This window comes from Neorhizobium sp. T6_25 (genome assembly GCF_002968555.1).
Taxonomy (GTDB): Bacteria; Pseudomonadota; Alphaproteobacteria; order Rhizobiales; family Rhizobiaceae; genus Neorhizobium.
This window is the reverse complement of sequence record NZ_PVBL01000005.1, coordinates 183,930-210,874: the sequence shown is the minus strand read 5'-3', so window position 1 is coordinate 210,874 and position 26,945 is coordinate 183,930. Positions and strand designations below refer to the sequence as shown.

The following is a 26,945-nucleotide window of genomic DNA, read 5'->3' as shown; positions in this document are numbered from 1 at the left end:
GATAGACGCAAATGCTGAAACAGAGAAGGCAGGCCGGAGGGTCTTCCGGCCTGCCTTTGAGATCGAGCCATATGGGCGGATCAGAATTCCGACCACTCTTCCTTCACGGCCGCGGCGCTCGCCGCCTTGCCGGAAAAGGCGCGGGCGACGGTGGAACGGAGGGCATTTGCCGGCGATGCCACCGGACGGGCTGCAGACGGGGCCGCAACCGGACGAGAGGTCCGGGCCGCCGGTGTGCCCCCGAAGTTGAACTGCCTCAGCAGGGCATCGAGCGCCTGGGCTTCCTGGGCAAGCTTGTGGCTTGCCGCGTTCTGCTCTTCGACCATGGCGGCGTTCTGCTGCGTGCCCTGGTCCATGGCGTTGACCGAGGTGTTGATCTCCTGGAGGCCGGTCGACTGCTCGCGGGTGGAGATGACGATGGCGGAGAGGTGCTGGTTGATCTGCTGCACTTCACCGACGATCGCTTCCAGCGCCTGGCCAGTCTCGCCGACCAGCGCGACGCCCGCATCCACCTGCTGGCTGGAGGTGGTGATCAACGCCTTGATCTCCTTTGCCGCATTGGCGGAACGCTGAGCGAGCTCGCGGACTTCCTGTGCGACGACCGCGAAACCCTTGCCCGCTTCGCCGGCGCGGGCCGCCTCGACGCCTGCATTGAGCGCGAGCAGGTTGGTCTGGAAGGCGATGTCGTCGATGACCGAGATGATATTGCTGATCTCGCCGGACGACTTCGAAATCTGCTCCATGGCGGAGACCGCCCGGCGGACCACCTCGCCCGATTTCTCGGCACCGATGCGGGTCCGCTCGACGCGCTGACCGACATCTTCTGCACGGCGGGCGGATTCCTTCACCGTCGTCGTCACCTGTTCGAGTGCTGCGGCTGTCTCTTCGACGGCTGCGGCCTGCTGTTCGGTGCGACGGCCGAGATCGTCGGCCGCGGAGCGGATTTCGCCTGCGCCGGAGCTGATCGCCGAGGCGTTCTCGCCGACCGCCTGGAGGGCTGACTGCAGCCGGCCGAGCGCCTGGTTGAAGTCGGTGCGCAGCCGGTCGAGATTGCCGGAGAAGGGCTTTTCGATGCGGTAGGCGACATCGCCATCGGCAAGGCTTGCAAGTCCCGTGGCAAGCGCGTCGATCGCAAATTCGAGATTGGCGGCTTCGCGGGCCTTCTGGGCGTCGTTGTCGACGCGCTCACGCTCGCTGGTGTCGCGCAGGATATCCGCATCGCGGGCCAGGCGCTGCTTTTCGATGGCCGCGTCCTTGAAGACTGTGACGGCCTTGGCCATCCGGCCGACTTCGTCGCCACGTTCGAGAGCCGGAACCTGGATGTCGTGATTGCCGCCTGCCAGGCTGGTCATGGCGTCCGTCATGCCGACGATCGGCTTGACGATGACGCGCGACAGGGCCAGCACCAGGCCAACGGCGATCAGGCCGGCAATACCGCCGCCGATCAGAAGCGTCAGCAACAGGTCGGTGTGGGCGCGGGTCTGGGCGTTGACCATGGCGGTGGACAGGTCGAAAGCCTGCTTCTTGATCTTGCCGGCAGCCTCGCGGAAGACGTCGAGCTGGCCCTTGGACTGGTTGCGGCCGATCTCGATGACTTCGTCGATCGGCTTGCTGGTGTTCTTGCGCGCATCGAGCTGCGGAACGGTGAGTTGGGTGTGGAACACATCGGCTGCGGCCCGCATCGCATCGAGCGAAGTCAGCATATCCGGCATGCCGACGGCGGCCTTCTTGGCGGCGTCGATCGCCGCGATCATCTTCTCGCGGTTGTTGAAGACGTCCGCATAGGTGCTGTCGCTCTTGAAGAGCAGGAAGCCGCGCTGATTGACGGCTTGTTCCAGCATGGCTTCGAGCGCTGCGTCCACGTGCATCAGGATGGTCTGGGACACGACCTGCTGCGCGGAAGAACGGCTCGATTTCAAGGCCTGCCAATAAACGCCGGCTGACGCCAGCAGACAGACCGACATCAACGCCGCAAAGGTGATGATCAGCTTCTTGTTCAGGGATAGGTTTTTAAGCGACATCAGTGGCTTCCGCTCTCAGTTGAAACAGCATTGGGGATCTCCTCCAACCTGGAGAGAATCCCAACATGATTAAAATTTGATTGAACGCGGCCGCAAGTTTTCATGGATCAAGCCCCTTGCAAGCCAGGCGATAGGCAGGCATTGACTGCACCCATGTCCTCAACTCCCGAAAACCAACGCCTCGACCAGCTTCTCGTCTCGCTCAATCTCGTCGCGAGCCGAGCCCGTGCGCGCGACGCGATCGCCCGCGGCACCGTTACCGTCAACGGCCGTGTCGTCACCAAGCCGAGCCTCACCTTCCCGCTCGACGCGCAACTCACGATCGACGACCCGGCGCAGGATTACGTCTCCCGCGCGGCGCTGAAGCTTGTGGCGGCGCTCGATCACTTCAAGCTCGACCCGGCCGGCCACGACTGTCTCGATATCGGCGCCTCGACCGGCGGCTTTACCGAAGTGCTGGTCATGCGCGGCGCAGAGCATGTGACCTCGATCGACGTCGGCCACGGGCAGATGCATCCGCGGCTGCTCGCCGAGCCGCGCGTCACCAACATCGAAGGCCTCAACGCCCGCTATCTGACCGCCGAGGATTACGACGACCGCGAGATCACCTTCATCGTCTCGGACGTCTCGTTCATTTCCCTGAAGCTGGCGCTGGCGCCGGCCCTGGATCTTGCCGAGCCCGGCGCGCATTGCGTGCTGCTGGTCAAGCCGCAATTCGAGGCGGGACGCGATGCGATCAGCAAGGCCGGGCTGTTGAAGGAGCCGGAGACAGCACCCCAGGTCGCAGCCGAACTCGAACGCTGGCTGGTCGAAGAAATGGGCTGGGCGAGCCTTGGGCTGATCCCTTCCCCGATCGTCGGCGGCGACGGCAACCAGGAATACCTGCTCGCAGGCGTGAAGCCCGGTGAACCGTCATGAGCACGGTCACCGTCACGATCAACCGGCTCGGCGCGCAGGGCCACGGCATCGCCAATGGCGAAGACGGCCCGGTGTATGTGCCCTACGCTCTTCCGGGCGAAACGCTGGCGATCGCCCGCAACGGCGATCACGGCACGGTCATGTCGACTTCCAACCCGTCGCCGGACCGGGTCACGCCGCCCTGCCGCCACTTCGGACCGGACAGCGACGCCTGCGGCGGCTGTTCGCTGCAGCATCTGGCCGACGCGCCCTACCACGCCTTCAAGCGCAACCTCGTCGTCGAGGCGCTGAAATCCAAGGGCCTGACGCCTGAAGTGGGCGAACTGGTCATCGCCCATCCCGGCGAGCGGCGGCGGGTGGTATTTTCCGCCCGCAGGACCGAGAAGGAATTGCTGCTCGGCTTCAACCGCGCCGAGACCAACCATATCGTCTCGATCGTCGAATGTCCGATCGCCTCGCCCGGCATCGTTGCCCGGCTCGAGGCGATCCGCGCGGTGGGCAAGGCGCTGGCGACGGGCTCGGAGACGTTCCGCATCGCGGTTCTCGAGACGCCTGCCGGCCTCGACCTTGCCGCGGAAGGGCTGAAGCCGCTCGACGACAAGCAGCGGCGCACGGTCACCGAGACAGTGCTGGCGCTGAAAAGCATCGCGCGGGTTTCTGCCAATGGCGAGATCGTCATCGAATTGCAGAAGCCGCTGGTGGATTTCGGCGGCGTCAAGGTCTCGCCGCCCCCCGGCGCCTTTACCCAGGCGACGAAACCGGCGGAAGACGCGATGGCAGAACTGGTGCTGTCGCATGTCGGCAAGGCCAAGCGGATTATCGACCTGTTTGCCGGCTCCGGCACATTTTCCCTCCGGCTCGCCCGCATCGCCAAGGTGCATGCGGTCGAAGGCGACGAGAAGTCGGTCAAGGCGCTCGATCACGCCGCCCGCAACACGCAGGGGCTGAAGCCGGTATCGGTGGAGAAGCGCGACCTCTTCCGCCGGCCGATGATGGTATCCGAACTGAAGAACTACGACGCCGTCGTCTTCGATCCGCCGCGCGCCGGTGCCGAAGTCCAGATGAAGGAACTTGTCCGGTCTGGCGTGAAGACGGTCGTCGCGGTCAGCTGCAACCCGCTGACGCTCGCCCGCGACCTCAGAATTCTTGTCGACGGCGGATACCAGATCAAGGCCGTCACCCCGATCGACCAGTTCCTCTGGTCGCCACACGTGGAGACGGTGGCACTGCTGCAGAAGTAAAGGCGCTTCGCACATCGGAAACAATTCTGAGTTGCAGGCGATTTGTTTGCATCAATAAGTTAAAATGCCATCCTTTCGATGCAACCATCAGCCGCGGATAACGAGTGGCGATGGTCTTCGAAGGAGGGCAATCATGACAGAATTCGCAATGCATGGACACGGCGTCCGAGGCATGCACTGGGAGACGCTTCAGTCTCTGACCGGACATGGGGATCCCGGCAAATTCGGGCGGATGTTTCCGAAACTGGATCCGCTCAATGTCGACGACGATATCCTGATCGAACTCGCCCGCGCGATGAAGGAGCCGGGGGATCCGGGCGAAAACCCCGACCCCGCGGGTGACAACAGGAACATCCCGGCGGACTTTACCTATTTCGGCCAATTCGTCGATCACGACATCACGCTCGACACCACGCCGCTCGATCAGCAGAAGGCTGATCCTCTGGCAACCAGGAATTTCAGAAGTCCGGCACTCGATCTCGATTCACTCTACGGAGATGGCCCCGGCATCCATCCCTATCTTTACCAGCGCGATCCGGTGAGCTTCAGGATCACACCGAAGCTGCTGGTCGGGCATGCGGCGGAATCTCCCGACAACGTGCCGGGCAAGAAAATCCCGTCCCTGCCGAACGATCTGCCGCGCAACCAGGTTGGTCACGCGTTGATCTTCGATGAGCGAAACGACGAAAACCTTCTCGTCGCGCAGACCCACCTGCTGATGATCAAGTTCCACAATGCCGTCGTCGAGTGGGTCAAGGAGAAGCAACCCGGCCTGGATGGAACCGCGCTTTTCAAGGAGGCGCGACGCATCGTCACCTGGCACTATCAGTGGGTCGTGCTGTTCGACTTCGTCGAAAGGCTGACTGAGCCGGGGCTCGTCCGAAAGATCAAGGATGCCGGCCGTCGTTACTACCGGTTCGTCGAGACGCCCTATATGCCCGCGGAATTTGCGGCGGCGGCCTACCGTCTCGGCCATTCGATGGTGCGCGAGACATACAGCCACAATCACGTCTTTCATCCCGGCCCCGGCGCGATTGCCAATGGTACGCTTCCCTTGCTCTTTTTCTTCACAGGCAAGTCGGGCAAGATCGTCGGCGAACTGGATCCCGACCCTTTGGACTTCCCGCTCAATCCGCAGGTCGCTCTTCCGTCGAACTGGGCCATCGACTGGCGGCGGTTCTTCGATATCGAAGGAACCGACAGTGCCGATTTTTCCTTCAACTTCTCCCGGCGGCTGGATCCATTCATCACGCCTTCGCTTCATGAACTTCCCGGCCTTCGGGAGGATCCGACCGAGACCGAAAGGCGCGAAGCCAATCTTGCCTTCCGCAACCTGCGGCGCGGCGTACAGATCGGCCTGCCATCCGGCCAGGATATCTGTCGGGCGATGGGTCTCACGCCGATGACGCCGGAGCAGATCGCCAAGGGCAAGGACGGCGAAGTTGCGGAGCGGCACGGGCTGCATATCAAGACGCCGCTCTGGTACTACGTGCTCAAGGAGGCGCAACACTACCATCAGGGCGAGCGCCTGGGGCCGATGGCCTCGACGATCGTCGCCGAGACGTTCCTCGGCCTCGTGCACGGGGACCACGAGTCGTTCCTGTGGTTGCGCTCCAACTGGAAGCCGGAACTGCCGGGTGCCACGGCCGGCCACTTCACCATGGCCGACCTGATACGCTTCGTGGGGGATATCAACCCGACCGGCTGAACGGTGGATAACGGCCTGGCGGGTGACCGCCGGGCCTCTTACCGATCCAGATCAAGCGTGCCGCTGCCCACCACGCCGGAGCAGCGGCAACGGCCGCCGACGCGGCCCGGTTCGGCGTTGCAGACATAGGGACGACGGCGATCCATGCTCGGCGGCGGGGAGACGACGCAGACATAACGCTGCGGGCGGGGACGATCTCTATCGCGGTCACGATCGCGATCCCGGTCCCCGTCACGATATCGGTCACGATCATCGTCACGGCGGATGATGACGCCGTTCGGGCCGATGGTGACGGAGGGGCTCTGGGAGAGCTGCAGCGGCTGGCTCTGCAATGGGAAAGCCAGCGTCTCGGCCTGCGCCGGCGCTAATCCCAGAAGCAACACGAGCAAGCACGACCAGAAACGATAGGACATTCTTTCCTCCCAGATTGTGGAGGCAATCTAGCGCCGAAGTTGCGTCAAAAGAAGACGGGAGCGGAGTTTCCCGCGGGACACCGTTAACGTCGCATGAAGGCCTCGAAGGCGGCCCGCGCCTCTGCACTCTTGAGCTGGGCGGAGAAATGCACCAGTTCCTCATCCATGCGGGCGAGCACCGCGTCGCGCGGTCCGCGCACCAGGTCGCGGGCAATCCTCAGGGCCTGGGGCGGTTTCGCCGCGAGGCTTGCGGCAAGCGCCAGCGTCTCGGCTTCGACCGCCTGTGGCTCCACGATCTTCCAGATCAGCCCGGCATCGAGCGCCGCCTGCGCGGAAAATCCCTCACCCGCCACCAGCATGGCAAATGCGCGCTGATGGCCGATGACTTTCGGCGCCAGCAGGCTGGAAGCGGCTTCCGGCACCAGCGCCAGGTCGACGAAGGGCGTCTTGAACAGGCTGCGGGCGGAGGCAACCGTCAGGTCGCAATGCATGTTCAAGGTGGTGCCGATGCCGATCGCGAGGCCGTCGACACCGGATACCAGCGGCTTTTCGGCAAGCGCCAAGGCCTTGATGAAAACGGCGGCGGCAGGCGCCTCCTTCGATCCGGACATGGCATAGGCTAGGAAATCGCCCATGTCGTTGCCGGCGGAGAAGCAGCCTTCGGTGCCGAGGAAGGCGACTGCGCGAACGGCGTCGTCGCGGTTCGCCTCTTCGAGCGCGGCGGTCATGCGGTTGTACATGGCCGAGGTGATGGCGTTCTTCTTTTCCGGCCGGTTGAAGCGGATCACCATGACGCCCGGCTGGGTCTCGGGGCGCTCGACGAGGATATGGGTGTCGCTCACGGATGTCTCCTTCAGGCCAGGATCGCGCGGGCGGCTTGCAAGCTCTCGGCGCCTGAAATCACGCGGTCCTTCAATGCCGAGGTTTCGGCAAGCAGGTTTTCGGCCATGAAGCGGCAAAGCGCGACGCGCTTTTCCGGGCCGCCGTTATCGGCAGCAACAAGTGCGCCCTTGGCGAGGTAACAGCCGGTCAGCACCAGGCCGAACAGGCGCTGATAGGGCGTCGCGCCGGCGAGCGCCTCGGCGGTCCTGCCGGCGACTTGAGTTTCCAGGAGCCAGCCGGTGGCGGTTTCGAGCGCGGCGATGGCGGCGCGCAGACGGTCGCCCGTCTCGCCAAATGCCATATCGTTGGAGGCCGAGACCTTGTCGGCGATCTCCTTCAACTCCCCTATGAAGCCACGCACCTGGTCTCCCGAAGAGAGCGGCAGCTTGCGGATCACGAGGTCGATCGCCTGGATGCCGTTGGTGCCCTCGTAGATCGGCGCGATGCGGGCGTCGCGCAGGTAACGGGCAGCGCCCGTCTCCTCGATGAAGCCCATGCCGCCATGCACCTGGATACCGAGCGAAGCCACGTCGACGCCGGCATCGGTCGCGAAGGATTTGGCTATCGGCGTCAGAAGGGCTGCCCGTTCGGTCCAGTGGCGGGCCTCGTCGCCTTCGGTATGGTGCGACATGTCGGTCGCGTGGGCGCAGGCATAACAGATGGCGCGAGCGCCTTGGGTCAGTGCCTTCATGGTGATCAGCGTGCGGGCGATGTCCGGATGGTCGATGATCGGGCTCATGCCGGTCCCCGACCAGCCTGGCGCCTTGCCCTGGGTGCGTTCCTTGGCAAAGGCGACCGCCTTCTGGGTTGCGGCTTCGGCGATCGCCACGCCCTGCATGCCGACCGCCAGGCGCGCATTGTTCATCATCGTGAACATGCAGGCGAGGCCCTTGTTTTCCTCGCCGATCAGCCAGCCGATCGCGCCCTTGTCCTCCTCGTTTCCGGGAGAATATTTGCCGTCGCCATAGATCATCGTGCAGGTCGGCGAGCCGTGGATGCCGAGCTTGTGTTCGATCGAATGGCAGAAGACGTCGTTGCGCGCCTCCAGCGATCCGTCGTCGCCCACCAGGAATTTCGGCACCAGGAAAAGCGAGATGCCGCGGGTGCCGGCAGGCGCGTCGGGAAGCCGCGCCAGCACCAGATGGATGATGTTGTCGGCGGCATCGTGCTCGCCCCAGGTGATGAAGATCTTCTGGCCGAAAATGCGGTAGGTGCCGTCGTCGCTGCGTTCGGCGCGGGTCTTCAGGACGCCGAGATCGGAGCCGGCATGCGGCTCGGTCAGGTTCATGGTGCCGGTCCATTCGCCGGAGACCATCTTTGCGAGGTATTTTTCCTTGAGCGCCTCGCTGCCATGGGCGACCAGCGCCTCGATGGCGCCCATGGTCAGCGTCGGGGCGAGCGCGAAAGCCATGGAGGCGGAATTCCACATTTCGAGCGCGGCGACGTTCAGCATATGCGGCAGGTTCTGGCCGCCATAGGCTTCCGGCGCGGTCAGGCCGTTCCAGCCGCCCTCGCGCCAATGGCGATAGAGTTCCGGCCAGCCGTCCGGCGTCGTCACCTTGCCGTCGGTCAGGCGCGCGCCCTGTCTGTCGCCGATCTCGCCGAGCGGCGCCATCTCGTTGCCGGCGAACCGCCCCGCCTCCTCCAGGATCGCCTCGACCAGATCGGCGCTCAAGTCGCCGAACCTGCCGATCTCCAGGGCGTCCGAAAGGCCCGCCACATGGTTCAGGGTGAAGGCGATTTCCTCGACCGGTGCCTTGTACATGATGCTTCTCCTCCTGGGCGCAGCTGTGACTGCCCTAACCTGGCCGATTCTAGTCAGCCACCATCCTCGCTTTGCTTTTTACGTAAACGTAAATGCGATTGTCAATGTTCAGGCCAAGCCAAAGAACACGGCAAGCGACCGGTTCACGGCTATCAGAGTCTCATCTTCGATCGAGCCGAAGACCCTCCCTATCTTTTCCCGCTTGAGGGTCATCGCCTTGTCGATCATGATCTGGGAGGGGCTGTTGAGCGCGTTGCTGGGCGTGGGCTGGACCATGATGCGGATGAGCGGCGTATCAACAATGGTACTGGACAGCAGCAGAACCGTCAGCGTGTCCGTGTCGAAGAGGTCGGATTGGATCACAAGGGCGGGGCGCGGTTTTCCGAAATCACCAGCCAGAGCAACCGTCACAAGATCGCCCCTGCGCATCATTGCTCCCCGAGATCAGCAAGGGCCTCATCCAGAAATTTCATCAGATCGGGATCTGCTGCATCCGCCGCCGCGACCAAGCGCGACTGCCGATGGCATTCCTCTGCAAAACCAGGGCGCCGCGTATCGGGAACCCAAATTTGCACTGGACGCAACCCGGACGCTCGGAGATTTTCACGACGCTTTCTGACGCGCTCACTCACGGAACTGGCCATATGAAATACTCCTTGATTTGTTACATGTAACAAATGGCACTGGACCGTTCAAGGAATTTTTAGAGAATCTTGTTGAAACGAGCGTTACACAAGGGGTCTATGGAGTGATGCCTATGCTTCCGGATTCCTCGCCCATGTCCCTCATGAACCCCGCTGTCCCAGGCCTCGTCTGGGCCTATCGCTTCCATCCGGGATCGGCGCCCTGCACCCGATTGCCGCTCGATGCGGCGCGCAGCGATCTCGATGTCGGCGACGGTTTCCTGTGGCTGCATCTCAACCTGGCCGACAGCCGGGTCAACGCCTTCCTGGAGAGCTTTCCAGGCCTGACACCGCCGGCTCTCGCCGCACTCACCACCCACGACACGCACGCCGCCGTGACGCTCGACGAGCAGCTCGTCTATGGCACGCTGGTCGATTTCCAGCGGGAATTCGACAGCGAGACACGCAATATCGGCTGGCTGCATTTTTTTGTCTCGGACAGGATCATCATCACCACGCGCCTGCAGCCCCTGCGCTCGATCGACCGGGTGCGGGCGGCGATAGAAAAGAACGCCTCGCGCTACAAGAAGCCGATCGACGTGTTCGAGACACTGGTCGCCGAGTTCCAGCGCACGCTGATCGTGCTGGTGATGGAACTCACCGAGGAGATGAACATCATCGAGGATTTCGTCTACGACAACACGCCGCGCGATGAACGCCGCCGCCTCGCCCCGATCAGGCGGACGGTGGTCAGGCTGCACCGGCATCTGAGGACGGTGCTGACGCTGCTGCGGCGCGCAGCGGCGACCGATGACGACGAGATGCCGCCCGGTTTCGACGACGCCGCCTCGCGGCTGATCGGCCGGCTGGAGGCGGCGGACCACGACGTCTACGCGCTGCAGGAGCGGGCGCGACTGCTGCACGAGGAAATCGACTCGAAGCTCTCCTCCGAGACCAACCGTCACCTCTACATCCTGTCGCTGATGACCGCGTTCCTGCTGCCGCCGACTTTGGTCACCGGCTTTTTCGGAATGAACACCTCCTCGCTGCCCTTCGAAGGGGGCTCCGGCGGGACGGCCTACGCCTTCGGCTTGATCGGCATTTCGGTGCTTGCCGCCTGGTGGCTGTTGAAGCGCACCGGCATTCTCTGACCGCTCGACAAACGAAACCCGCCCGGGGTCGATACCGGACGGGTGGGATGGTGCCTGCCGGGGGCTCTTAGAAATAAGGCGAATAGCAGGTCTGGCGCGGGCCGTAGTTCGGCTGGAACGAGTTCGAATAGGCGTCGTAGGAACGATAGCGATCGGTGCACCATTCATAGTGGCGCGGATTGATATCGTCGCCGCCATAGGCTGGAGCCGGCTCGGCATAACGCGGCTGGGCGGCGATGGCGCCGCCGATCAGGGCGCCGGCACCGAATGCCGCCAGCGGGAACCAGTAGCCGTTATGGCGGCGATAACCCGGACGGTAGTCGCGATAACCGCGATGCCCGCCATACCAGCCGCCGCCATGGCGACGGTACTGGATGAGGGTCACGTCGGCGTTGGCGCCCGTTTCGATCCCGGCGGTCGGAGCGGACGGCAGCGGCATCGCCTGCGCCGGCATTAGAGAGCCGGCAAGAACGGCAGCGGAGATGCCAGCAACCGCGATCTTCTTCAAAAGAGTCATGTTAAGTCCCCAGATCCCTTGTCTATGTTTCAATTTTCGACAGCCAATTATTTCAGTATGCAGTGGATTTCAATTTTGCCGCGACCTTAGGAAGTTCATCCTGAATGCGCAATTAACGTGCGCCGCGACGAAGCAAGCCCGGCCGCGGCATATGCCGCGACCGGGCTTGGCGGAGGGATGGTCAACGCTTGCTTACCTGTAAGGCGAGATGCAGCGTGCCCGCACGCCGGCGCGCGGCGAATAGGTATCGTCCCAGGCGCGATAGCTGCGATAGCGGCTTTCACACCAGGCGACGTGACGGCTCGAATAACCGCCCCGGTCGGCCTGTATGGCGCCACCGATGATGGCACCGGCGCCGAAGGCGGCGAGCGGGAACCAGAACCCGTTGTAATAACGGTAGCCGGGCCGGCGATCGCGATAACCGCGGTGGCCGCGATACCAGCCATAGCGGTCACGCCGGAAGTCGCGACGGTACTGGACGTTGGTGATATCGCCGGCGGCCGAAAGGCCGGCCGGGGGCGCCGGCATCTGAACTGCCTGTACAGGGACGACACCGGCGAACATGGTCGCGACGGCGACTGCCACTGCCGTCAGGCGCAAACGAAGAGCATTCATCTTAGGCGTTTTCCTCATTCTGATTTTCAATGAGAAAACAACGGCGGATGTGAGATTCCGTTCCGGGCGGGGCACCTGGCGCGGATCACGAATTGGCGATCAGGCGACGATCGAAAGTTGCGCCTGATCGCCCTGCAGCCGGTTGACCATGAAGTTCGAATACCATTCGACGAACTGCATGACTCCGCCTTCGTGATGTGGCGAATAGGGACCCGGCTCATAAGCGGGCGAGCGGATGCCGAAGGCGTTTTCCTCGACGATCTGGCGGTCCTGGTCGTTGGTCATGTTCCAGACATGGGTCAGTTCTTCGAGATTGTAGTCGACGCCCTCGACCGCATCCTTGTGAACCAGCCATTTTGTGGTGACCGCCGTTTCCTCCGGCCCGAGCGGGGTGACGCGGAACGAGATCGCATGGTCGCCGAGAATGTGGTTCCAGCTGCTCGGATAGTGGAAGAGCAGCATGGTGCCGATCGAGTTGATCGTCACGTCCTCGGAGAGTTTGCGCTGCACGGCGTTGCGGCCGCTCATCGTATAACTCTCGGCATCCTCGATCAGCGGCATGCGCGCGACGCGGAACTGGCCGGTCTCGTCCATGCGGAACTCGCTCGGCAACCCGGCCTCCTCGCAACGCTGCCAATGGGCGGCGATGACCGGATCGTCCTTGGCACCCTGGACGCCGGTCGCAGTCGGCGATTCCGGATAGGTGCGGCAGAGCTCCGGGTGGTTGGCGGCGCAGTGGTAGCACTCGCGGTTGTTTTCCCAGACGAGCTTCCAGTTGCCCTTCTCGATAATCGTCGACTGGTGCGCGACCTTGGCTTCCGAGAGGCGATGCGGGGCCATATAGGGCTCGATCGCCGCACGAACCGGCGCGAAATCCGGCGCCTCGTTGGCAAGGCAGATGAAGATAAAGCCCGCCACGCTTTCGCAATGGACCTTCTTCATGCTGAACTGGGTCTTGTCGAAGTCCTGGCCCATCTGGCGGCCGACCAGAAGCGAGCCGTCCAGCTCGTAGGTCCATTGATGGTAGGGACAGACGAGCCGGACCGCCGAGCCATGCTCCTTGGTGCAGACGCGGCTGCCGCGATGGCGGCAGGTATTGTGCAGCGCCCGAATCTGGTTGTCGCGGCCGCGCACGACGACGACCGGATAATCGCCGATCTGCAGGGTGAAATAGGCTCCCGCCTTCGGCAGCTCGCAATCATGCCCGACGAACAGCCAGTCGCGATACCAGATCATTTCCAGATCGAGCTTGAAATAGGCGGGATCGGTATAGAAGGGTTGTTCGAGGCTGAAGCCTTCACGACGGTTCTTGAGCTGCCGCAGGGCCTGATTGCGAATTTCCATATTATCTTCCTCGTCAATGTGGACAGCGGAAGGACATGGAAATGCCGGCCGGCCTTCAAGGCCCACCCCAACACCCTGTCCCGAACGCCCGCCGCGTCCGGTCGTCATTTTTGATCCCAAGGCTGGTTTCCGGGCTCAGGAGCTGTCCGTTGCGGGACGGGCTCGGCGCCTTCCCGGGCGGCCTTTTCGGCTCTTTCCCAGTGGCCTCTACCAAGCTTTGTTGCTCCACCACCGTTGCGGGGGCAGCGCCGGATTAGGGTTTCTAAAGACCCCTGCCGGCTTCCCAATTCTCCGCCTTCCCTAGTCAGGCGGCACCTCAAGATCGAGGCGGATATAATCATCGAGCGAGCGTGTCGCATAGGCGACATTGCGACATCGGCAACCGCGTTGGCGACAGCGGCGAAACGGCCCAAAATGCAACACTCCAGCCCCGCGAAAGCGAAACCTGTCATTAAGGGATAAGCCATAAAATCCCGGCGTGAATGGGAGCGATGCCACCGTGCAGGCCAAGGGAAAGATCCGTTACTACAAAGCTCCTCCACCACCGCCTCCGGCGCCGGTGGTGGTGAAGACTGCTTCCCATTCCGAATTTCTCCGGACGGGGCGCATCGCCCGCTACAATCCGATCTGGCTGCCGGAAGAGCGCCGCTATCTCACCCATAACGAAGTCGCCGAGCGCACGGGCAAAAGGCTCGAGGCGGCCGGCGAGACGAGCCACAACCGGATCAACTCCTTCCATCGCTCGATCAAGTTTCCGAAGATCATCTTCCACCACACGCTCGATGAACGGCCGCATCTCGGCTATTGCCATGTCACCGCGGCAAGAACGTTTCTTCCACGCGGCGGCCCGGTAAGCTGGTCGTTCTATATCGCCAACTTCTTCTCCAAGATCGGCGAGGAAGAGACGTTCTTCGAACATATCAGCCCGGCCTATTCGCGCATGTATTTTGCCGTCGCTGTCGAACGCGAGGCGGGTCAGCCGCTGCAGATCAACCGCACGATCCGCAAGAACGGCCTTCTGTTCCAGACCAATGATCCGATGGAAGCCATCAAGAATGTCCTGATGCTTGGCACTTCCAACGAAATGCTCCGCGAGATCATCAAAAAGCTTTGAAGACGCCCGGGTCCGCGTTATTGACGGGCGGATATGACGGCTCAAATCATCGACATCACCCGGGATCACGACGGTGCGCTTGCCCAAGCCTGCACCGTCCTTGGCGACGGCCTTCCCGTGGCGATCCCGACCGAGACGGTCTACGGACTTGCGGCCGACGCCACCAATCCCGCCGCCATCACCCGCATCTACGAGACCAAGGGCCGGCCGCGCTTCAACCCGCTGATCTGCCACATGTCGGATCTCGACATGGCCGAGCGTTATGCCGACTTCGATCCGATCTCGCGCAGGCTTGCCGAAGCCTTCTGGCCGGGGCCCCTCACCCTAATCCTTCCCCTGAAGCCCGAAAGCGGCATCCATGCACTGGCGACGGCCGGGCTCGATACGGTCGGCATCCGGCTTCCCAAGGGTTTCGCTTCCGATCTGATCCGCGCCTTCGGCAAACCGCTCGCGGCCCCCAGCGCCAACACGTCCGGCAAGGTGAGCCCGACCAGCGCGCGCCACGTGGCCGACGACCTGGGCGAGAAGCTGGCATTGATCATCGACGGCGGTGCGGCTCCGGTCGGTGTCGAATCGACCATCGTCCGCGTCGAGAACGGCGTGATCCGGCTGCTGAGACCGGGCGGGGTGGCCGCGGAAGAGATCGAGACGGCAACCGGTCTTGCGGTGATCCGGCCTGAGGGACCGGCGGCGATCATCGAGGCTCCGGGTATGCTGGCCTCTCATTATGCGCCCGGTGCAGCGGTGAGGCTCAACGCCGACCATGTCGAGGCCGGCGAGGCGTTGATTCGGCTCGGCTCCGCTCCGGTGAAGGGAATGGAACTCGCCGCGGCGGTTTTTGACCTGAGCCCGTCCGGCGACCTTGCGCAGGCGGCGGCAAATCTGTTCGATTACCTGAAGCGCGCCGACGCCACCGGTGCCGCCAGCATCGCCGTCACGCCCATTCCCGACCATGGGCTCGGGGAAGCGATCAATGACCGGCTGGCGAGGGCGGCCGCCCCGCGGGAATAAGACGGGACAAAGAGGAGGAGACGCCGATGGACATTTCAGGGCCGAATCCAGAGCTTCTCGACCGCTTCGCGGCGATCGTCGGTGAGAACCACGTCCTGCGCGACGCGAACGATCTTGCGCAGCATCTCGTCGAGGGCCGCGGGCTCTACAAGGGTTCTTCGCCTATGCTCCTGAAGCCAGGGTCGGTCGAGGAAGTGTCGGCGATCCTGAAGCTTGCAAGCGAGACCGGCACGCCGATCGTGCCGCAAACCGGCAATACCGGCCTCGTCGGGGGGCAAACTCCGCGTACCGGCGGCAACGACCTGATCGTCTCGCTCGAACGGATGAACCGCATCCGCGATGTCGATCCGGTCGCCAACGTGCTGGTCGCCGATGCCGGCGCCATCCTCGCCGACGTGCAGAAGGCGGCAGAAGCCGTCGACCGACTGTTTCCGCTGTCGCTCGGCTCGGAAGGATCCTGCCGCATCGGCGGCAATCTTTCCACCAATGCCGGCGGCACCGCCGTGCTCGCCTATGGCAATACTCGCCAGCTCTGCCTCGGGCTCGAAGTGGTGCTGCCAACCGGCGAGATCTGGAACGGCCTGCGCCGGCTCAAGAAGGACAATACCGGTTACGACCTGCGCGACCTGTTCATCGGCGCGGAGGGCACGCTCGGCATCATTACCGGCGCAGTGCTGAAACTCTTTCCGCAGCCGGTCGGGCATCAGGTCGCACTTGCCGGCCTCAACTCGCCGGCAGACGCGTTAAAACTCTTCGAGCGGGCCTCGAACCTCTGCGGCACGGCGCTGACCGGTTTCGAGCTGATGCCGCGCATCGGCATCGAATTCGTCACCCGGCATATAGAGGGCGTGCGCGATCCGCTCTCCGAACCGCATCCGTGGTACGCGCTGATCGACATCTCGACCTCCGATTCCGCCGAGACGGCCAGCTCCATGGTGCAATCGCTGCTCGAACAGGGTTTCGAGGCCAGCCTCATCCGTGACGCCGTGATTGCCTCCTCCGTTGCGCAACAGAAGGCGCTCTGGCACATGCGCGAAAGCATGTCGGACGCGCAGAAACCCGAAGGCGGCTCGATCAAGCACGACGTGTCGGTGCCGGTCTCGAAAATTCCAGCCTTCATGGCAGAAGCCGAGCAGGCGGTGCTGGCAGCCATGCCGGGCGCCCGGGTCTGCGCCTTCGGCCATCTCGGCGACGGCAACATCCACTACAACATCTCGCAGCCGATCAGCGCCGACATGGCCGCCGACAAGGCAGCCTTCATCGGCCGCTGGCGGGAAATCAACGCGATCGTCCACGGCATCGTACTCGCCGCCGGTGGGTCCATTTCGGCCGAACACGGCATCGGTCAATTGAAGCGCGACGAGCTTGCCCATATCCGCTCGCCGATCGAGATGGACCTGATGCGGCGCATCAAGCAGGCGTTCGATCCAGCCGGGATCATGAACCCCGGCAAGGTCGTGGTCATTCCATGAGCCAGCCGTCGAAGACCACTATACGAATCGACCTCGACAATGGCGTGCGGCTCGGTCCGGGCAAGGCGCAGCTTCTGGAACTGATCGCCGAACACGGCTCGATCCGGGCGGCGGGCGCCTCGATCGGCATGTCCTACCGGCGGGCGTGGCTGCTCGGAGACGAAATCAACCGGATGTTCAAGGAGCCGGCGATCTTTACCCGCCATGGCGGGAAAAGCGGCGGGGGTGCGGGCCTGACCGAATTCGGCCAGGAACTGCTGTCCCGCTACCGGCGGATGGAAAAGGCAAGCCGCGACGCCATGCGCGCAGACCTCGACTGGCTCGAATCGAACGCCGATCCGCACTTCGAGACGGCCGACAAGAGCGACGACGCCTGAGAAGAGCGGTTCGCGCTCAGCTCATCCTGATCTGGGACAATGCCCACAGCGTATCCGAGCTTATGCCCGCCGAGCCGCCGCCTCCGCTTAGGATGCTCACCGCCGATGCCGTATTCACGCTGTTCTCCAGATCGTACATGATCGTGAAGCGCTGCACCAATTTCTTCACCTTTTCCGGATCGGCCAGGTCCTCGAGATCGAGCTTTTTCTCGACTATCTTGGCCTGCTGATCGACATCCATGTTGCCGATTTCCGGGGGTAGGCTGAAGGTGATCCGGAAGAACTCCATCAGCGCCTCGTCGCCGAGGATCACGTAAGGGTCGGTGATGCTGTCGGACATGCGCTCGAAATAAAGCGCGAGGCGGACGCCCGGATTTTCCTCGCCCTGCTGGGTTTCGAGCATCTGGCGGACGTAAAGGTCCTGGGTCGCGACAACTTCGCCACCGTTCTGAGCCTCGCCTGCCGAGCTGCGGTCGATCTCGCCCTTGGCATCGAAATTGAAGGTGCCGACGATCTGTGCAAACCGCTTGTCCGTCTGGGTATTGACGAAGCTCTCGGGATCGGCGGGATCCGAGTTGAAAGCCTCCTTCAAAAAGTCGTTGGTGACCGTGGAAGGATCTATCCCCTTGGAGATCAGCAGAATGTCGAGCGTCTTGCGGTCGGCGAGCAGCTCGTCGCGGCTGCCGATACGCTGCATCGCGTCGGTATAATATTTCGCCTCGGTCTGGGCCTTCGCCCTGGCCGCCTTGAGTTCGTCGCCTTCCATGAACCGGCTTTTGCGCAGGATATAGTCCTTGGCGACGTTGGTGATCGCCGCATTGGACTGGAGCAGCACCTGCCGCGTGACGCCGCCCTTGCTGTCGAAATTGAAAAGCTTCGCAAGCGAGATAAAACGTTCGTCCTTCAGCTTGTAGATGTAGCTGTTCGGATCGGAAAGGTCGCTTTTCAGGGCGCTTTTGATCGTCAGTTTCGAAACGGTCGCCGGGTCGAGGCCAACCGCCTCCAGAGCGAACTCGTAAGAGTCCTGGGCGTCCTTGCTCAGGAAGTCGTCAAGCGTCTTCACGGCGGCAAGGTCGAGCTTGTAGAACTTGATGGCCTTGTCGAGATCCGCTTCCTGCTTGTCGTCCCAGCGGCTCATGTAGTTGCTGCGGGTGGAGCTGGTCTGCAATTCGTCCTGGGCCTGGCCGGCGGCGACGGTACCGTCGGTATTGAAATTGAAGGCCTTCGCCAGATCCAGATATTCCGGATTGGTATCCCCAAAGCGGTTCGCATAGCTGTCCGGATCGGAGAGGTCGCTCGTCAGGATCTGTTCGATCGTCGATTTCACGACCGTGGCCTTGTCGAGATTGAAGGCGACCCTGATATATTTGAGAAGTCGCGGGTCGTCGATGAAGTCGCTGACATTGTCCGCCGTCTTGAGCTCCTGCTCGAAGAGCTCCTGGTTGAACATCGCCTCGGCATGCGTGATACGGGTCTGCTTGTTGAAGAAGCCGCCGACGATCTCCAGCAGCTTTTCGGGAGTGACCGCGCCGCCTGCCGGCACCGAGCCGTCCGCGTTGAAGTTGAAGTCCTCGGCAAGCGATTTCATCAATCCGAGATAGGGCGCATCGGACGCTCCGGCGGCGATGAGCTTTGCAAGTTCAGCGCGCCGCTCGGCCGTCTGGGCGATCGGCACCAGCCTGCCATCCAGTTCGGTATAGCGCGTCTGCGATGTGGCGAGGGTGGTCTGGTCCTTCTGGATCGCCTCCACCGTCTTGGTCAACTCCACCTGCATGGCGTCGATCTCAGCCTGGAGGCTTGCCGGGCCGCCATTGTTCAACTCATCCTGCTTGGCGGCGATCTGGGTTTCGAGATCGGTCTTCTTCTGCTGGCCAAGCGCGATCGAGTCCTGCAGAGCGGGAATGCCGGTGCTGAGGCTCAGCCGCTCGGCAAGCTCGCTGTCCTCGGTTTTCATCGCATTATGCTGGTCGAGAGTGTGGCCGTAGGCGGTGTTGTAAAAGCTGGTCGGATCGGCCGGATCGCTAACCAACACGCCGCGGATCGCATTGTAATTGTAGTATTTCGTATCGATGCCGTAGGCGGTGAACAGATAGTCGCGGAGCCTCGGATTGGCCAGCAGCTGATCGACGTTGGTGATATTGCCGGTCTCGCCCAGCATCGCCTTGAAATAACGGGTGTCGTCCTCGAACACATCGTTCTGGGCGGCGATCGTCTGGTCATAGGTATCGAAGAGCTCCTCCATCTGCCCATTGGACTGGGCGGCGGCCCCTTCTCCGTTGGAAACGCCGAAATTGAAGGCTGCGGCGATATTCTGATATCGATCGTCGGTCAGGCGGTTCGCAAAGCTGTTGTCGTCGCTGAGATCGCTTTCCAGCACCTGCTTCATGAACGCCTTGGCGTAGATCATGTCGTCCAGGCCATGCGCCTGCATCGCATAGGAATAGAGACGATAGTTGTCGAGGAACTCGTCGACCGTTTTAATCTTGCCGATATTTTCCTGGTAGTATTTCGTGTCGCTGACCACCATCGTCTGCCCAGCGATCGTCTTCAGGCTTTTCTGCATGTCGCGATTGACAAGATCGAAGGTGAGATAGGTCGATACCACGGAAAGGCCCCACGAGTCGGAATGATGCTGCCGCAATCATCGCGACCTAGCCTTGCCCGGGGCTTTTCTGGGCGTTCCGGCGTCCCGCCGGGATTGTCCCAGGCCTGCACAGGAATGCCGCGATTCACCTTCCGGAAACCCAAAAGCGTGCCCTTTCGCTAACCATCCAGGCAGGCAAGGCTTCTTTAACCGCTATTTTTAAGCAGTCTCGAACATGGCCCGCCCTATGCTTTGGCTATCAGAGGACAAAAGTCCCGTAGAGAAACCGGCAACGGCTCTCAGGTAAAACAAGGGTAGCATATCGATGACCAACACTGTTCTGAAGCCCGTTTGGGCAGGGTCGACATTCAGGCTCGATCCGTCTCGTTTCCCGCAGCAGGTTACCTATGCGCTGCGCGAGACATCAGGAGATGTCTCCATCACCATCGACGAACGCGGCGCCGTGCTGCGTAAGATCCTTCCCGCAAGCGGCCTGCCGCTCTCCTTCGCCTTGCCTGCTCGCGCCTTCAAAGGGGTTGCGGCCCGCGCCATAGACCACGGCGACGGCGAAGTGACGGTCACGCTCGAACTGCATCACGACGATCCGGATCTGTGCATTCCGCTGCTCGTCGCCCACGACCTCTGCGACATCGCCGCCGACTGGCGGAGCTGGTCGGACGCCTATCGCATTCCGATGCTGATGGTGGAAGCCGACGGCATCGCCCGGCCGCTGGAAAACCATATCGGCGACGTGCGCACCAATGCCGTCAGGCAGCGTCGCCGTCATTCCTATTTCGCCGCCCGTCGTCCGCGCTTCCTGGTCCGCCGCAACACCGGCAGCCTCGGCGTGACGATGAAGATCGAAGGCAAGGAGATTATCGCGCGTCGGTAGGGCTTTGCTTGTCCCTTTGTCCACCACCGCTCGCGATAACATGGGAGGGAGCCCGATCGTCAACCGATCGGGCTTTTTCCGTTAAAGGGCGAGCGACAGGAGGAGGCCGGCAAACAGGATCGCGCCGACCCGGTTGTTGGACTTGAAAAGCCTCAGGCACTGGTCGCCATTGTCGATATCGAGGACCAGAACCTGCCAGCCGAACATCAGCGCCGCGGCGAAAAGGCCGAGATAGGCCAGGAAACCGACGCCGGCCGATCCGAAAGCGAGCAGCAGGAAGACGAGCGTAAGGCCGTAAAGGCCGATCAGCCAAGGCTTGGTATTGTCGCCGAACAGACGCGCGGTCGAGCGTACCCCGATCAGCTCGTCATCCTCCTTGTCCTGATGGGCATAGATCGTATCGTATCCGATCGTCCAGGCGATGGCCGCGAGATAGAGCCAGAGGGCGGCAAATGACAGACTGCCGAACGTTGCGGCCCAGCCCATCAGCGCACCCCAGGAAAAGGCGAGGCCCAGGAAAAATTGCGGCCAGTCGGTAAACCGCTTGGCGAAGGGATAGATCGCCACCACTGCCAGGGACAGGATGCCGAGCAGGATGGTGAAAGCGTTGAACTGGACGAGGACGAGCAGACCGACCAATGCCTGCACGGCGATAAAGACCTTGGCCTCGAAGCGGGAGACGCGGCCGGAGGGAAGCGGCCGCGAGCGGGTGCGCGCCACTTCCATGTCGATGTCATGGTCGACCAGATCGTTATAGGTGCAGCCGGCACCGCGCATGGCGACCGAGCCCAAGAAGAACAGCACGAGGTGGAAAACGAGGAGGCCGAGGGAAAATGCGCCCTCCTCCTTCGCAGCATTCGCCGCCAGTGCCGCCGACCAGAAACACGGCCACATCAGAAGCTGCCAGCCGATCGGCCGGTCCCACCTTGCAAGCTGCGCATAGGGCCAGGCCGGCCGCGGCAGAACGCGGTAGACCCAGTTGTCGGATGGAGCGTCGGCCACGCGGCCGCTGAAATCGTCGGCGTTCGTCATGGCCGGTTCTAGCGCCGGCCGAACGCTACGGTCAAGCCGGCGCTTTGTCGCCTCCCGGCGCGGAAGAGCCGCGCCTCACAGCGTGGAAGCGCTACGCCTTCCGTCGTGAGCACGCTCACGACTTAGGGAAGCGAGAAGCCGAATTTGTAGCTTGCCGAAACGCCGAACATCACTTGATTTTTGGATCCCCGCTCGCGCACCAGGCTGCTGTCGGCGACATCGCCCGTCAGCCGCTTGTATTCGGCAAACGAGGTGAGCTCGAGCTGTTCGGTCGCCTTCCAGGTCAACGCCGCACCGACGCCCACCGAATGCAGGCCGCTGCCCGGATCGTAGGCGGAGAGGCCCGACGCCGCGGACTCGCTCGGGGTGACCTTGTAATAGGCGTCGTTGTAGCCGTTGCTTGCCCAGGTCGCCCGGGGACCGCCGGAAAGCCTGAGATCCGGCTGGAGATCGGTGAAGGCGTCGACCGAGACATCGGCGACGACGCCGTCATGGCTGCGGATGCCCTGGCGGATTTCGGCCCGGGCGCGGATCCAGTCGGTCGGATAGATATCGACGAAGCCGCCGAGTTCGCCGCCGAGCTTGACCTTCTTCAGGCCCTTCAGGTCGTCGGACGTATCGCCGTCGCGCGGCATGATCAGCTTGGCCGCCACGCCGGCGCGGATCGAACCCTGGTCGATCAGCGCGAAGGAGATGCTGTCGTTGCGGGAGGAGAAGCGCGCCTGTTTGCTGTTCTGGCGGCCGAGCGAGATGATCGGCGAGAATTGCAGGCTGCGGCCGTTGTCGCCCTCGAATTTCGGTGCGACGAAACCGGCGCCGCCGAGCGTCAGGTACCAGTCGCCGGACCAGAAACCTTCCTGGGCCCCGGCGCTGCCGGGAGAAACGATCGAAAAGACAGAAATGAAAAGGGCAGCCCGAAGAGGCAGGGACATGGCAATGGATCCTGAAAACGCAAAACAGAACAGAGACCCCACTGGGGATTTCTGTTCCATTATCGCATTTCCATTGCCAGCTTGTTAACCAAGCGAAAAATCAGACGGCGACCTTGTCGAGCGGGATGCGGCTTTCTTCGAAGGCCCTGAGCTCCGCCTCGCGCTCGTAGATGTAGTCGCGATTGTCCGGAACGGCCGTGCGTTTCTTGACGATCTGCATCTGGAAGATGAAGAAGCTTTCGTGGGTGAAGGCCATTTCCGAACCGGCGAGATAGAACTCCCACATCCGCACGAAACGATCGTCGTAAAGTGCCGCCGCCTTGTCCTTGTTGGCTATGAACCGCTCGCGCCAGTGGCGCAGCGTATGGGCATAGTGCATCGGCAGGATTTCGATGTCGGAGACGAGCAGGCCGGCCTTCTCGATTGCGGGCATCACTTCCGAGATCGCCGGAATGTAACCACCCGGGAAGATGTATTTCTCGATCCAGGGATTGTTGATCAGGGCCGGATAGGGCTGGCCGATCGAATGCAGCACCATGACGCCGTCATCGGCAAGTACGTCGTTCACCTTGTCGAAGAACTTTTGATAGTTCAGCCGGCCCACATGCTCGAACATGCCGACGGAAACGATGCGGTCATAACGCTTGTCCGGGGCTAAGTAATAATAGTCCTGCAGCTCGAAGCGGACGCTGTTGGCAAGGCCGCGCTTGGCGGCGCGCTGGCGGGAAATCTTGAGCTGCTGGGTCGAGAGCGTGATGCCGGTCACATCGACGCCGGAGGATTCCGACAGATACATGGCCATGCCGCCCCAGCCGGAGCCGATTTCCAGCGCCTTCTGGCCCGGCTCGGCAAGCAGCTTGGCGACGATGTGGCGCTTCTTGGCGATCTGCGCCTCGTCGAGCGAAATGCCCGGCGGATTGAAATAGGCACAGGAATATTGCCAGTCCTCGTCGAGGAAGAGCGAAAACAGCTTTTCGTTGAGATCGTAATGATGGGCGACGTTGCGCCGATTGTGGTTGATCGGCACGCGATTGCGAAACTGGGAAACCAGCACGCGGGCGATGCCGCGCCAGATCATCCCGAAGGTCAGGCCTTCGCTGAGGGTATTGTCCTTGATAAGCGCCAGGAACTCGTAGATGTCGCCGTCATCGATGACGAGACGACCATCCATGTAGAGCTCGCCGAGCTTCAAAGGAGGATCCGCCGCCAGTTCGCGTTCCGCGGCTTCGTCGGTAAACCGTATCGAAACGGACCGCCCACCGCCGCCGCCATAACGCTGCTCGCCGCCCGAAGCGCGTACGATTAAAGTTCCAGTCTTGATGATTTTGCTGAGAAGATTGTGAAGGGACGAGGCCACGGACCCACCTCCAATAATACTAAGGACGCCTTACTAATCCAAAATCTAGTCGTTTCTGTGCGACTTTCAAGCACATTGCAGCCACGAAAATGACATAAAAAAACGGGCCGTCAAACCCTTGGCTGACGGCCCGCACGCTGTGATTGAGATTTTCCGGAAGCCGGCAAAATTTACTTGCGTTTTAAAGCTTCTGCGAGTGCCGCGCCGAAGGCGCCCTGAGATGAAGGCTTTTCAGTTTTCATCATTTTCGGGTTAACGGGCCGGACGTCGCCGCCGCCGCGCGGAGCGGGTGCCGCCTCGCCGCCGTCCTTGCGCATCGTCAGCGCTATCCTCTTGCGCTTCACGTCGACCTCGACGACGCGGACTTTGACCACGTCGCCTGCCTTCACCACTTCATGCGGATCCTTGATGAAGCGGTCGGCGAGCTGCGAGACATGGACCAGCCCGTCCTGGTGCACGCCGATATCGACGAATGCGCCGAAGGCGGCGACATTGGTGACCGTGCCTTCGAGCATCATGCCCGGCTTCAGGTCGGTGATCTCGTCCACGCCCTCGGCAAAGGTTGCGGTCTTGAAGCTCGGGCGCGGGTCGCGGCCGGGCTTTTCCAGTTCGGCGATGATGTCCTTGACGGTCGGCAGGCCGAAGGTCTCGTCGATGAACCGCTTCGGGTCGAGCGCCTTGAGCGCCGCGCTGTCGCCCATCAGCGAGCGGAGGTCACGGCCGCAGGCGGCGACGATCTTCTTGGCGACGCCATAGGCTTCCGGATGGACGGCGGACGAATCCAGCGGCTCCTTGCCGTTCGGAATGCGCAGGAAGCCTGCCGCCTGTTCGAAGGTACGGTTTCCGAGACGGGCGACCTTCAGCAGGTCCCTGCGGCTCGAAAACGCGCCGTTCTGGTCGCGATGGGCGACAATCGCTTCGGCAATAGACCGGCTGAGGCCGGAAACGCGGGCGAGCAGCGGCGCAGAGGCCATGTTCAAATCAACGCCGACGGCATTCACCGCGTCTTCGACCACCGCATCCAGCGAGCGGGACAGTTTTCCCTGGTCGACATCGTGCTGGTATTGGCCGACGCCGATCGATTTCGGTTCGATCTTGACTAGTTCCGCCAGCGGATCCTGAAGGCGGCGGGCGATGGAGACGGCGCCGCGCAGCGACACATCGAGGCCGGGGAATTCGAGAGCGGCGGTTTCCGACGCCGAATAGACTGATGCGCCGGCTTCCGAGACGATGACCTTGGTGGGCTTCTGCCCGGGCAGGTTCAACAGCATGTCGGCGACCAGCTTTTCCGTCTCGCGGCTGCCGGTGCCGTTGCCGATGGCGATCAGCTCGACATTGTGTTTGCGGACCAGCGAGGCGAGCTCGGCCTGGGTGCCGCGGATGTCGTTCTTCGGCGGGAACGGGTAGACGGTGGTGGTTTCCAGCAGCTTGCCGGTGGCATCGACGATCGCGACCTTGACGCCGGTGCGGATGCCCGGATCGAGGCCCATCGTGGTGCGCGAGCCGGCGGGTGCGGCGAGCAGCAGGTCCTTGAGGTTGCGGGCGAACACGTGGATCGCCTCCTCCTCGGCGCGCTCGCGCAGTTCGCGCATCAGGTCGAGCGACAGCGAGACCGAGAGCTTGACGCGCCAGGTCCAGCCGGCGGCTTCCATCAGCCAGCGGTCGGCGGCACCCCGGTCGCGGATGTCGAAGGCGAGCGCGATGATGCGCTGGGCCGGCTTCACCGGCGACGGATCGTCCTGGTCGACTTCGATCGTCAGCGTCAGAAATTCCTCGTTCCAGCCGCGCAGCATCGCGAGCGCTCGGTGGCCAGGCGCCGTCGCCCAACGCTCTGAATGATCGAAATAATCGGAGAACTTGGCGCCGGCCTCCTGCTTGCCGTCGACCACCCTGGCCTTCAGCGTCGCGCCGGCCCGCATATGCTGGCGCAGCCGGCCGAGCAGGTCGGCATTTTCGGAGATCGTCTCGGCGACGATATCGCGGGCGCCTTCGAGCGCCACCTTCACGTCGGCGACCTCGTCCTTGACATAGGCTTGCGCCAATACCGCCGGATCGGCGCTGCGGTCGGCCCAGATCGCTTCGGCAAGCGGGCCGAGACCACGTTCGCGGGCAATCTCGGCGCGGGTGCGGCGCTTCGGCTTGTAGGGGAGATAAAGGTCCTCGAGCTCGGCCTTGGTCGTCGCCTTGCCGATCTTTGCGGCAAGCTCGTCGGTCATCTTGCCCTGCGTATTGATCGAATCAACGATGGTCGAGCGGCGCGCTTCGAGCTCGCGCAGATAGACCAGCCGTTCCGACAGGTTGCGGAGCTGCGTATCGTCCAGCCCGCCGGTCACTTCCTTACGGTAGCGCGCAATGAACGGCACGGTGGCGCCCTCGTCGATCAGCCCGATCGCGGCGGCGGCCTGTTCGGGACGGGCATTGATTTCCGCGGCAATCGCGGCGGCAAGGAAACGGAGATCGGCGGCCATGGGCGTCCTCGTTCAAATGGGAGGCGCGACCATAGTCGAAGTTTGTGGCAAGGCAACGTGGCGAATGCCGGTTCCACAATTTGCTTGGAGCCAACCGTGCCGGAACGAAACAGGCGGTGACCGATCGCTAACCAAGGCCCTGTGGAAAACAAGAACGCACTCTCACCTCCGGCGCGACGCAATTAAAACCCATCCCGCCGCATGATGTGGCCGAATGGAGAGACGAATGCCCAAAAACGCCGCCAGGATTCTGGCATTTGATACGGCGGTCGCCAATGAAGAGCTTGAGGCTGCCATTTCCTATCTCGAACAGAAGCTGAACGATGCGTCCCTTCGGAACGAACCGGTGCCTTTCCTCGCTTATAGGAACAGGGTGATCTTCCAGACCACACTGGACATCCGACGTGGCGCCCAAAATCGGCGCGGTGAATTCTGACCTTTATCGAACGCAATGGCCTCCCATCGAACGCCATGATGGCCACAAGATGGGAGGCCACCCAAGCCTTGG

At 62.5% G+C, this 26,945-nt stretch carries 24 protein-coding genes and 1 riboswitch; of the genes, 10 read left to right on the top strand and 14 right to left on the bottom strand.

Annotated features, from left to right (window positions below):
- Window positions 1–80 precede the first annotated feature (80 nt).
- Entirely contained in the window at window positions 81–2,021 is a 1,941-nt protein-coding gene (locus tag C5L10_RS09220) for a methyl-accepting chemotaxis protein (protein ID WP_105429391.1), read from the bottom strand.
- Window positions 2,022–2,174: 153 nt separating this feature from the next.
- Here C5L10_RS09220 and C5L10_RS09215 point away from each other — a divergent pair, with 153 nt between their 5' ends.
- The 3 genes from C5L10_RS09215 to C5L10_RS09205 all read left to right on the top strand — a co-directional run bounded on the left by C5L10_RS09215 (window position 2,175) and on the right by C5L10_RS09205 (window position 5,888).
- Window positions 2,175–2,939 carry a TlyA family RNA methyltransferase gene (locus C5L10_RS09215; RefSeq protein ID WP_105429390.1) on the top strand — a complete coding sequence of 255 codons (765 nt, stop codon included), beginning with the start codon at window positions 2,175–2,177 and terminating at the stop codon, window positions 2,937–2,939.
- Entirely contained in the window at window positions 2,936–4,180 is a 1,245-nt protein-coding gene (locus tag C5L10_RS09210) for a class I SAM-dependent RNA methyltransferase (RefSeq protein ID WP_105429389.1), read from the top strand. Before C5L10_RS09215 ends, C5L10_RS09210 begins: the two co-directional genes overlap by 4 nt.
- A 133-nt stretch (window positions 4,181–4,313) precedes the next feature.
- Window positions 4,314–5,888, top strand: coding sequence for a heme peroxidase family protein (locus C5L10_RS09205; RefSeq protein WP_105429388.1), 1,575 nt, complete (start codon window positions 4,314–4,316; stop codon window positions 5,886–5,888).
- Between the two features lie 38 nt (window positions 5,889–5,926).
- Here the strand turns inward: C5L10_RS09205 and C5L10_RS09200 are convergent, their stop codons facing one another.
- From C5L10_RS09200 to C5L10_RS09180, 5 genes are all read right to left on the bottom strand, one after another.
- Window positions 5,927–6,301 carry a hypothetical protein gene (locus C5L10_RS09200; protein WP_105429387.1) on the bottom strand — a complete coding sequence of 125 codons (375 nt, stop codon included), beginning with the start codon at window positions 6,299–6,301 and terminating at the stop codon, window positions 5,927–5,929.
- A gap of 83 nt (window positions 6,302–6,384) precedes the next feature.
- On the bottom strand, window positions 6,385–7,143 hold the full coding sequence (locus tag C5L10_RS09195; RefSeq protein ID WP_105429386.1) for a crotonase/enoyl-CoA hydratase family protein: 759 nt from the start codon (window positions 7,141–7,143) through the stop codon (window positions 6,385–6,387).
- Between the two features lie 11 nt (window positions 7,144–7,154).
- Window positions 7,155–8,948, bottom strand: a complete 1,794-nt coding sequence (locus C5L10_RS09190; RefSeq protein WP_105429385.1) for an acyl-CoA dehydrogenase — start codon at window positions 8,946–8,948, stop codon at window positions 7,155–7,157.
- Between the two features lie 108 nt (window positions 8,949–9,056).
- Entirely contained in the window at window positions 9,057–9,377 is a 321-nt protein-coding gene (locus tag C5L10_RS09185; RefSeq protein WP_105429384.1) for a type II toxin-antitoxin system PemK/MazF family toxin, read from the bottom strand.
- Entirely contained in the window at window positions 9,377–9,592 is a 216-nt protein-coding gene (locus C5L10_RS09180; protein ID WP_105429383.1) for an antitoxin MazE family protein, read from the bottom strand. The genes C5L10_RS09185 and C5L10_RS09180 overlap by 1 nt, the downstream gene beginning before the upstream one ends.
- Before the next feature lie 134 nt (window positions 9,593–9,726).
- Between C5L10_RS09180 and C5L10_RS09175 the strand changes: the two genes are divergently transcribed.
- Window positions 9,727–10,722, top strand: coding sequence for a transporter (locus C5L10_RS09175; RefSeq protein ID WP_105426236.1), 996 nt, complete (start codon window positions 9,727–9,729; stop codon window positions 10,720–10,722).
- 67 nt (window positions 10,723–10,789) lie between these two features.
- Here the strand turns inward: C5L10_RS09175 and C5L10_RS09170 are convergent, their stop codons facing one another.
- From C5L10_RS09170 to C5L10_RS09160, 3 genes are all read right to left on the bottom strand, one after another.
- Window positions 10,790–11,239, bottom strand: a complete 450-nt coding sequence (locus C5L10_RS09170) for a BA14K family protein (protein WP_105429382.1) — start codon at window positions 11,237–11,239, stop codon at window positions 10,790–10,792.
- Between the two features lie 192 nt (window positions 11,240–11,431).
- Complete coding sequence (locus C5L10_RS09165) at window positions 11,432–11,854, bottom strand: BA14K family protein (RefSeq protein WP_105429381.1); 423 nt, start codon at window positions 11,852–11,854, stop codon at window positions 11,432–11,434.
- A gap of 99 nt (window positions 11,855–11,953) precedes the next feature.
- Entirely contained in the window at window positions 11,954–13,198 is a 1,245-nt protein-coding gene (locus C5L10_RS09160) for an aromatic ring-hydroxylating dioxygenase subunit alpha (RefSeq protein WP_105429380.1), read from the bottom strand.
- Between the two features lie 102 nt (window positions 13,199–13,300).
- A riboswitch (cobalamin riboswitch) is annotated at window positions 13,301–13,532 on the bottom strand.
- A 165-nt stretch (window positions 13,533–13,697) separates the two neighbouring features.
- Between C5L10_RS09160 and C5L10_RS09155 the strand changes: the two genes are divergently transcribed.
- The 4 genes from C5L10_RS09155 to C5L10_RS09140 are packed head-to-tail and all read left to right on the top strand — an operon-like array spanning window position 13,698 to window position 17,172.
- On the top strand, window positions 13,698–14,312 hold the full coding sequence (locus tag C5L10_RS09155; RefSeq protein WP_046664900.1) for a DUF6656 family protein: 615 nt from the start codon (window positions 13,698–13,700) through the stop codon (window positions 14,310–14,312).
- A gap of 33 nt (window positions 14,313–14,345) precedes the next feature.
- The gene (locus C5L10_RS09150) at window positions 14,346–15,323 is read left to right on the top strand and encodes an L-threonylcarbamoyladenylate synthase (protein WP_105429379.1); all 978 of its coding nucleotides are present in this window, start codon (window positions 14,346–14,348) and stop codon (window positions 15,321–15,323) included.
- A 26-nt stretch (window positions 15,324–15,349) separates the two neighbouring features.
- A complete protein-coding gene (locus C5L10_RS09145; RefSeq protein WP_105429378.1) occupies window positions 15,350–16,795 on the top strand; it encodes an FAD-binding oxidoreductase in 1,446 nt (481 codons plus the stop codon).
- On the top strand, window positions 16,792–17,172 hold the full coding sequence (locus C5L10_RS09140; RefSeq protein WP_105429377.1) for a winged helix-turn-helix domain-containing protein: 381 nt from the start codon (window positions 16,792–16,794) through the stop codon (window positions 17,170–17,172). The genes C5L10_RS09145 and C5L10_RS09140 overlap by 4 nt, the downstream gene beginning before the upstream one ends.
- A gap of 16 nt (window positions 17,173–17,188) precedes the next feature.
- Here the strand turns inward: C5L10_RS09140 and C5L10_RS09135 are convergent, their stop codons facing one another.
- Window positions 17,189–19,777 (bottom strand): DUF1217 domain-containing protein, encoded by a 2,589-nt coding sequence (locus tag C5L10_RS09135; RefSeq protein ID WP_172716957.1) that lies wholly within the window; start codon window positions 19,775–19,777, stop codon window positions 17,189–17,191.
- Window positions 19,778–20,081: 304 nt separating this feature from the next.
- Between C5L10_RS09135 and C5L10_RS09130 the strand changes: the two genes are divergently transcribed.
- The gene (locus tag C5L10_RS09130; RefSeq protein ID WP_105429375.1) at window positions 20,082–20,648 is read left to right on the top strand and encodes a DUF6101 family protein; all 567 of its coding nucleotides are present in this window, start codon (window positions 20,082–20,084) and stop codon (window positions 20,646–20,648) included.
- An 81-nt stretch (window positions 20,649–20,729) separates the two neighbouring features.
- Here C5L10_RS09130 and ubiA read toward each other — a convergent pair whose 3' ends face one another.
- From ubiA to C5L10_RS09110, 4 genes are all read right to left on the bottom strand, one after another.
- Complete coding sequence (ubiA, locus tag C5L10_RS09125) at window positions 20,730–21,680, bottom strand: 4-hydroxybenzoate octaprenyltransferase (protein ID WP_105429374.1); 951 nt, start codon at window positions 21,678–21,680, stop codon at window positions 20,730–20,732.
- A gap of 122 nt (window positions 21,681–21,802) precedes the next feature.
- Window positions 21,803–22,612, bottom strand: a complete 810-nt coding sequence (locus tag C5L10_RS09120) for a MipA/OmpV family protein (protein WP_105429373.1) — start codon at window positions 22,610–22,612, stop codon at window positions 21,803–21,805.
- A 100-nt stretch (window positions 22,613–22,712) separates the two neighbouring features.
- Window positions 22,713–23,969, bottom strand: coding sequence for a cyclopropane-fatty-acyl-phospholipid synthase family protein (locus C5L10_RS09115; RefSeq protein ID WP_105429372.1), 1,257 nt, complete (start codon window positions 23,967–23,969; stop codon window positions 22,713–22,715).
- Between the two features lie 170 nt (window positions 23,970–24,139).
- Window positions 24,140–26,437: a Tex family protein gene (locus C5L10_RS09110; RefSeq protein ID WP_105429371.1), complete on the bottom strand. Its 2,298-nt coding sequence runs from the start codon at window positions 26,435–26,437 to the stop codon at window positions 24,140–24,142.
- Window positions 26,438–26,663: 226 nt separating this feature from the next.
- Here C5L10_RS09110 and C5L10_RS09105 point away from each other — a divergent pair, with 226 nt between their 5' ends.
- Window positions 26,664–26,873 (top strand): hypothetical protein, encoded by a 210-nt coding sequence (locus tag C5L10_RS09105; RefSeq protein WP_046611024.1) that lies wholly within the window; start codon window positions 26,664–26,666, stop codon window positions 26,871–26,873.
- Window positions 26,874–26,945: the final 72 nt, after the last annotated feature.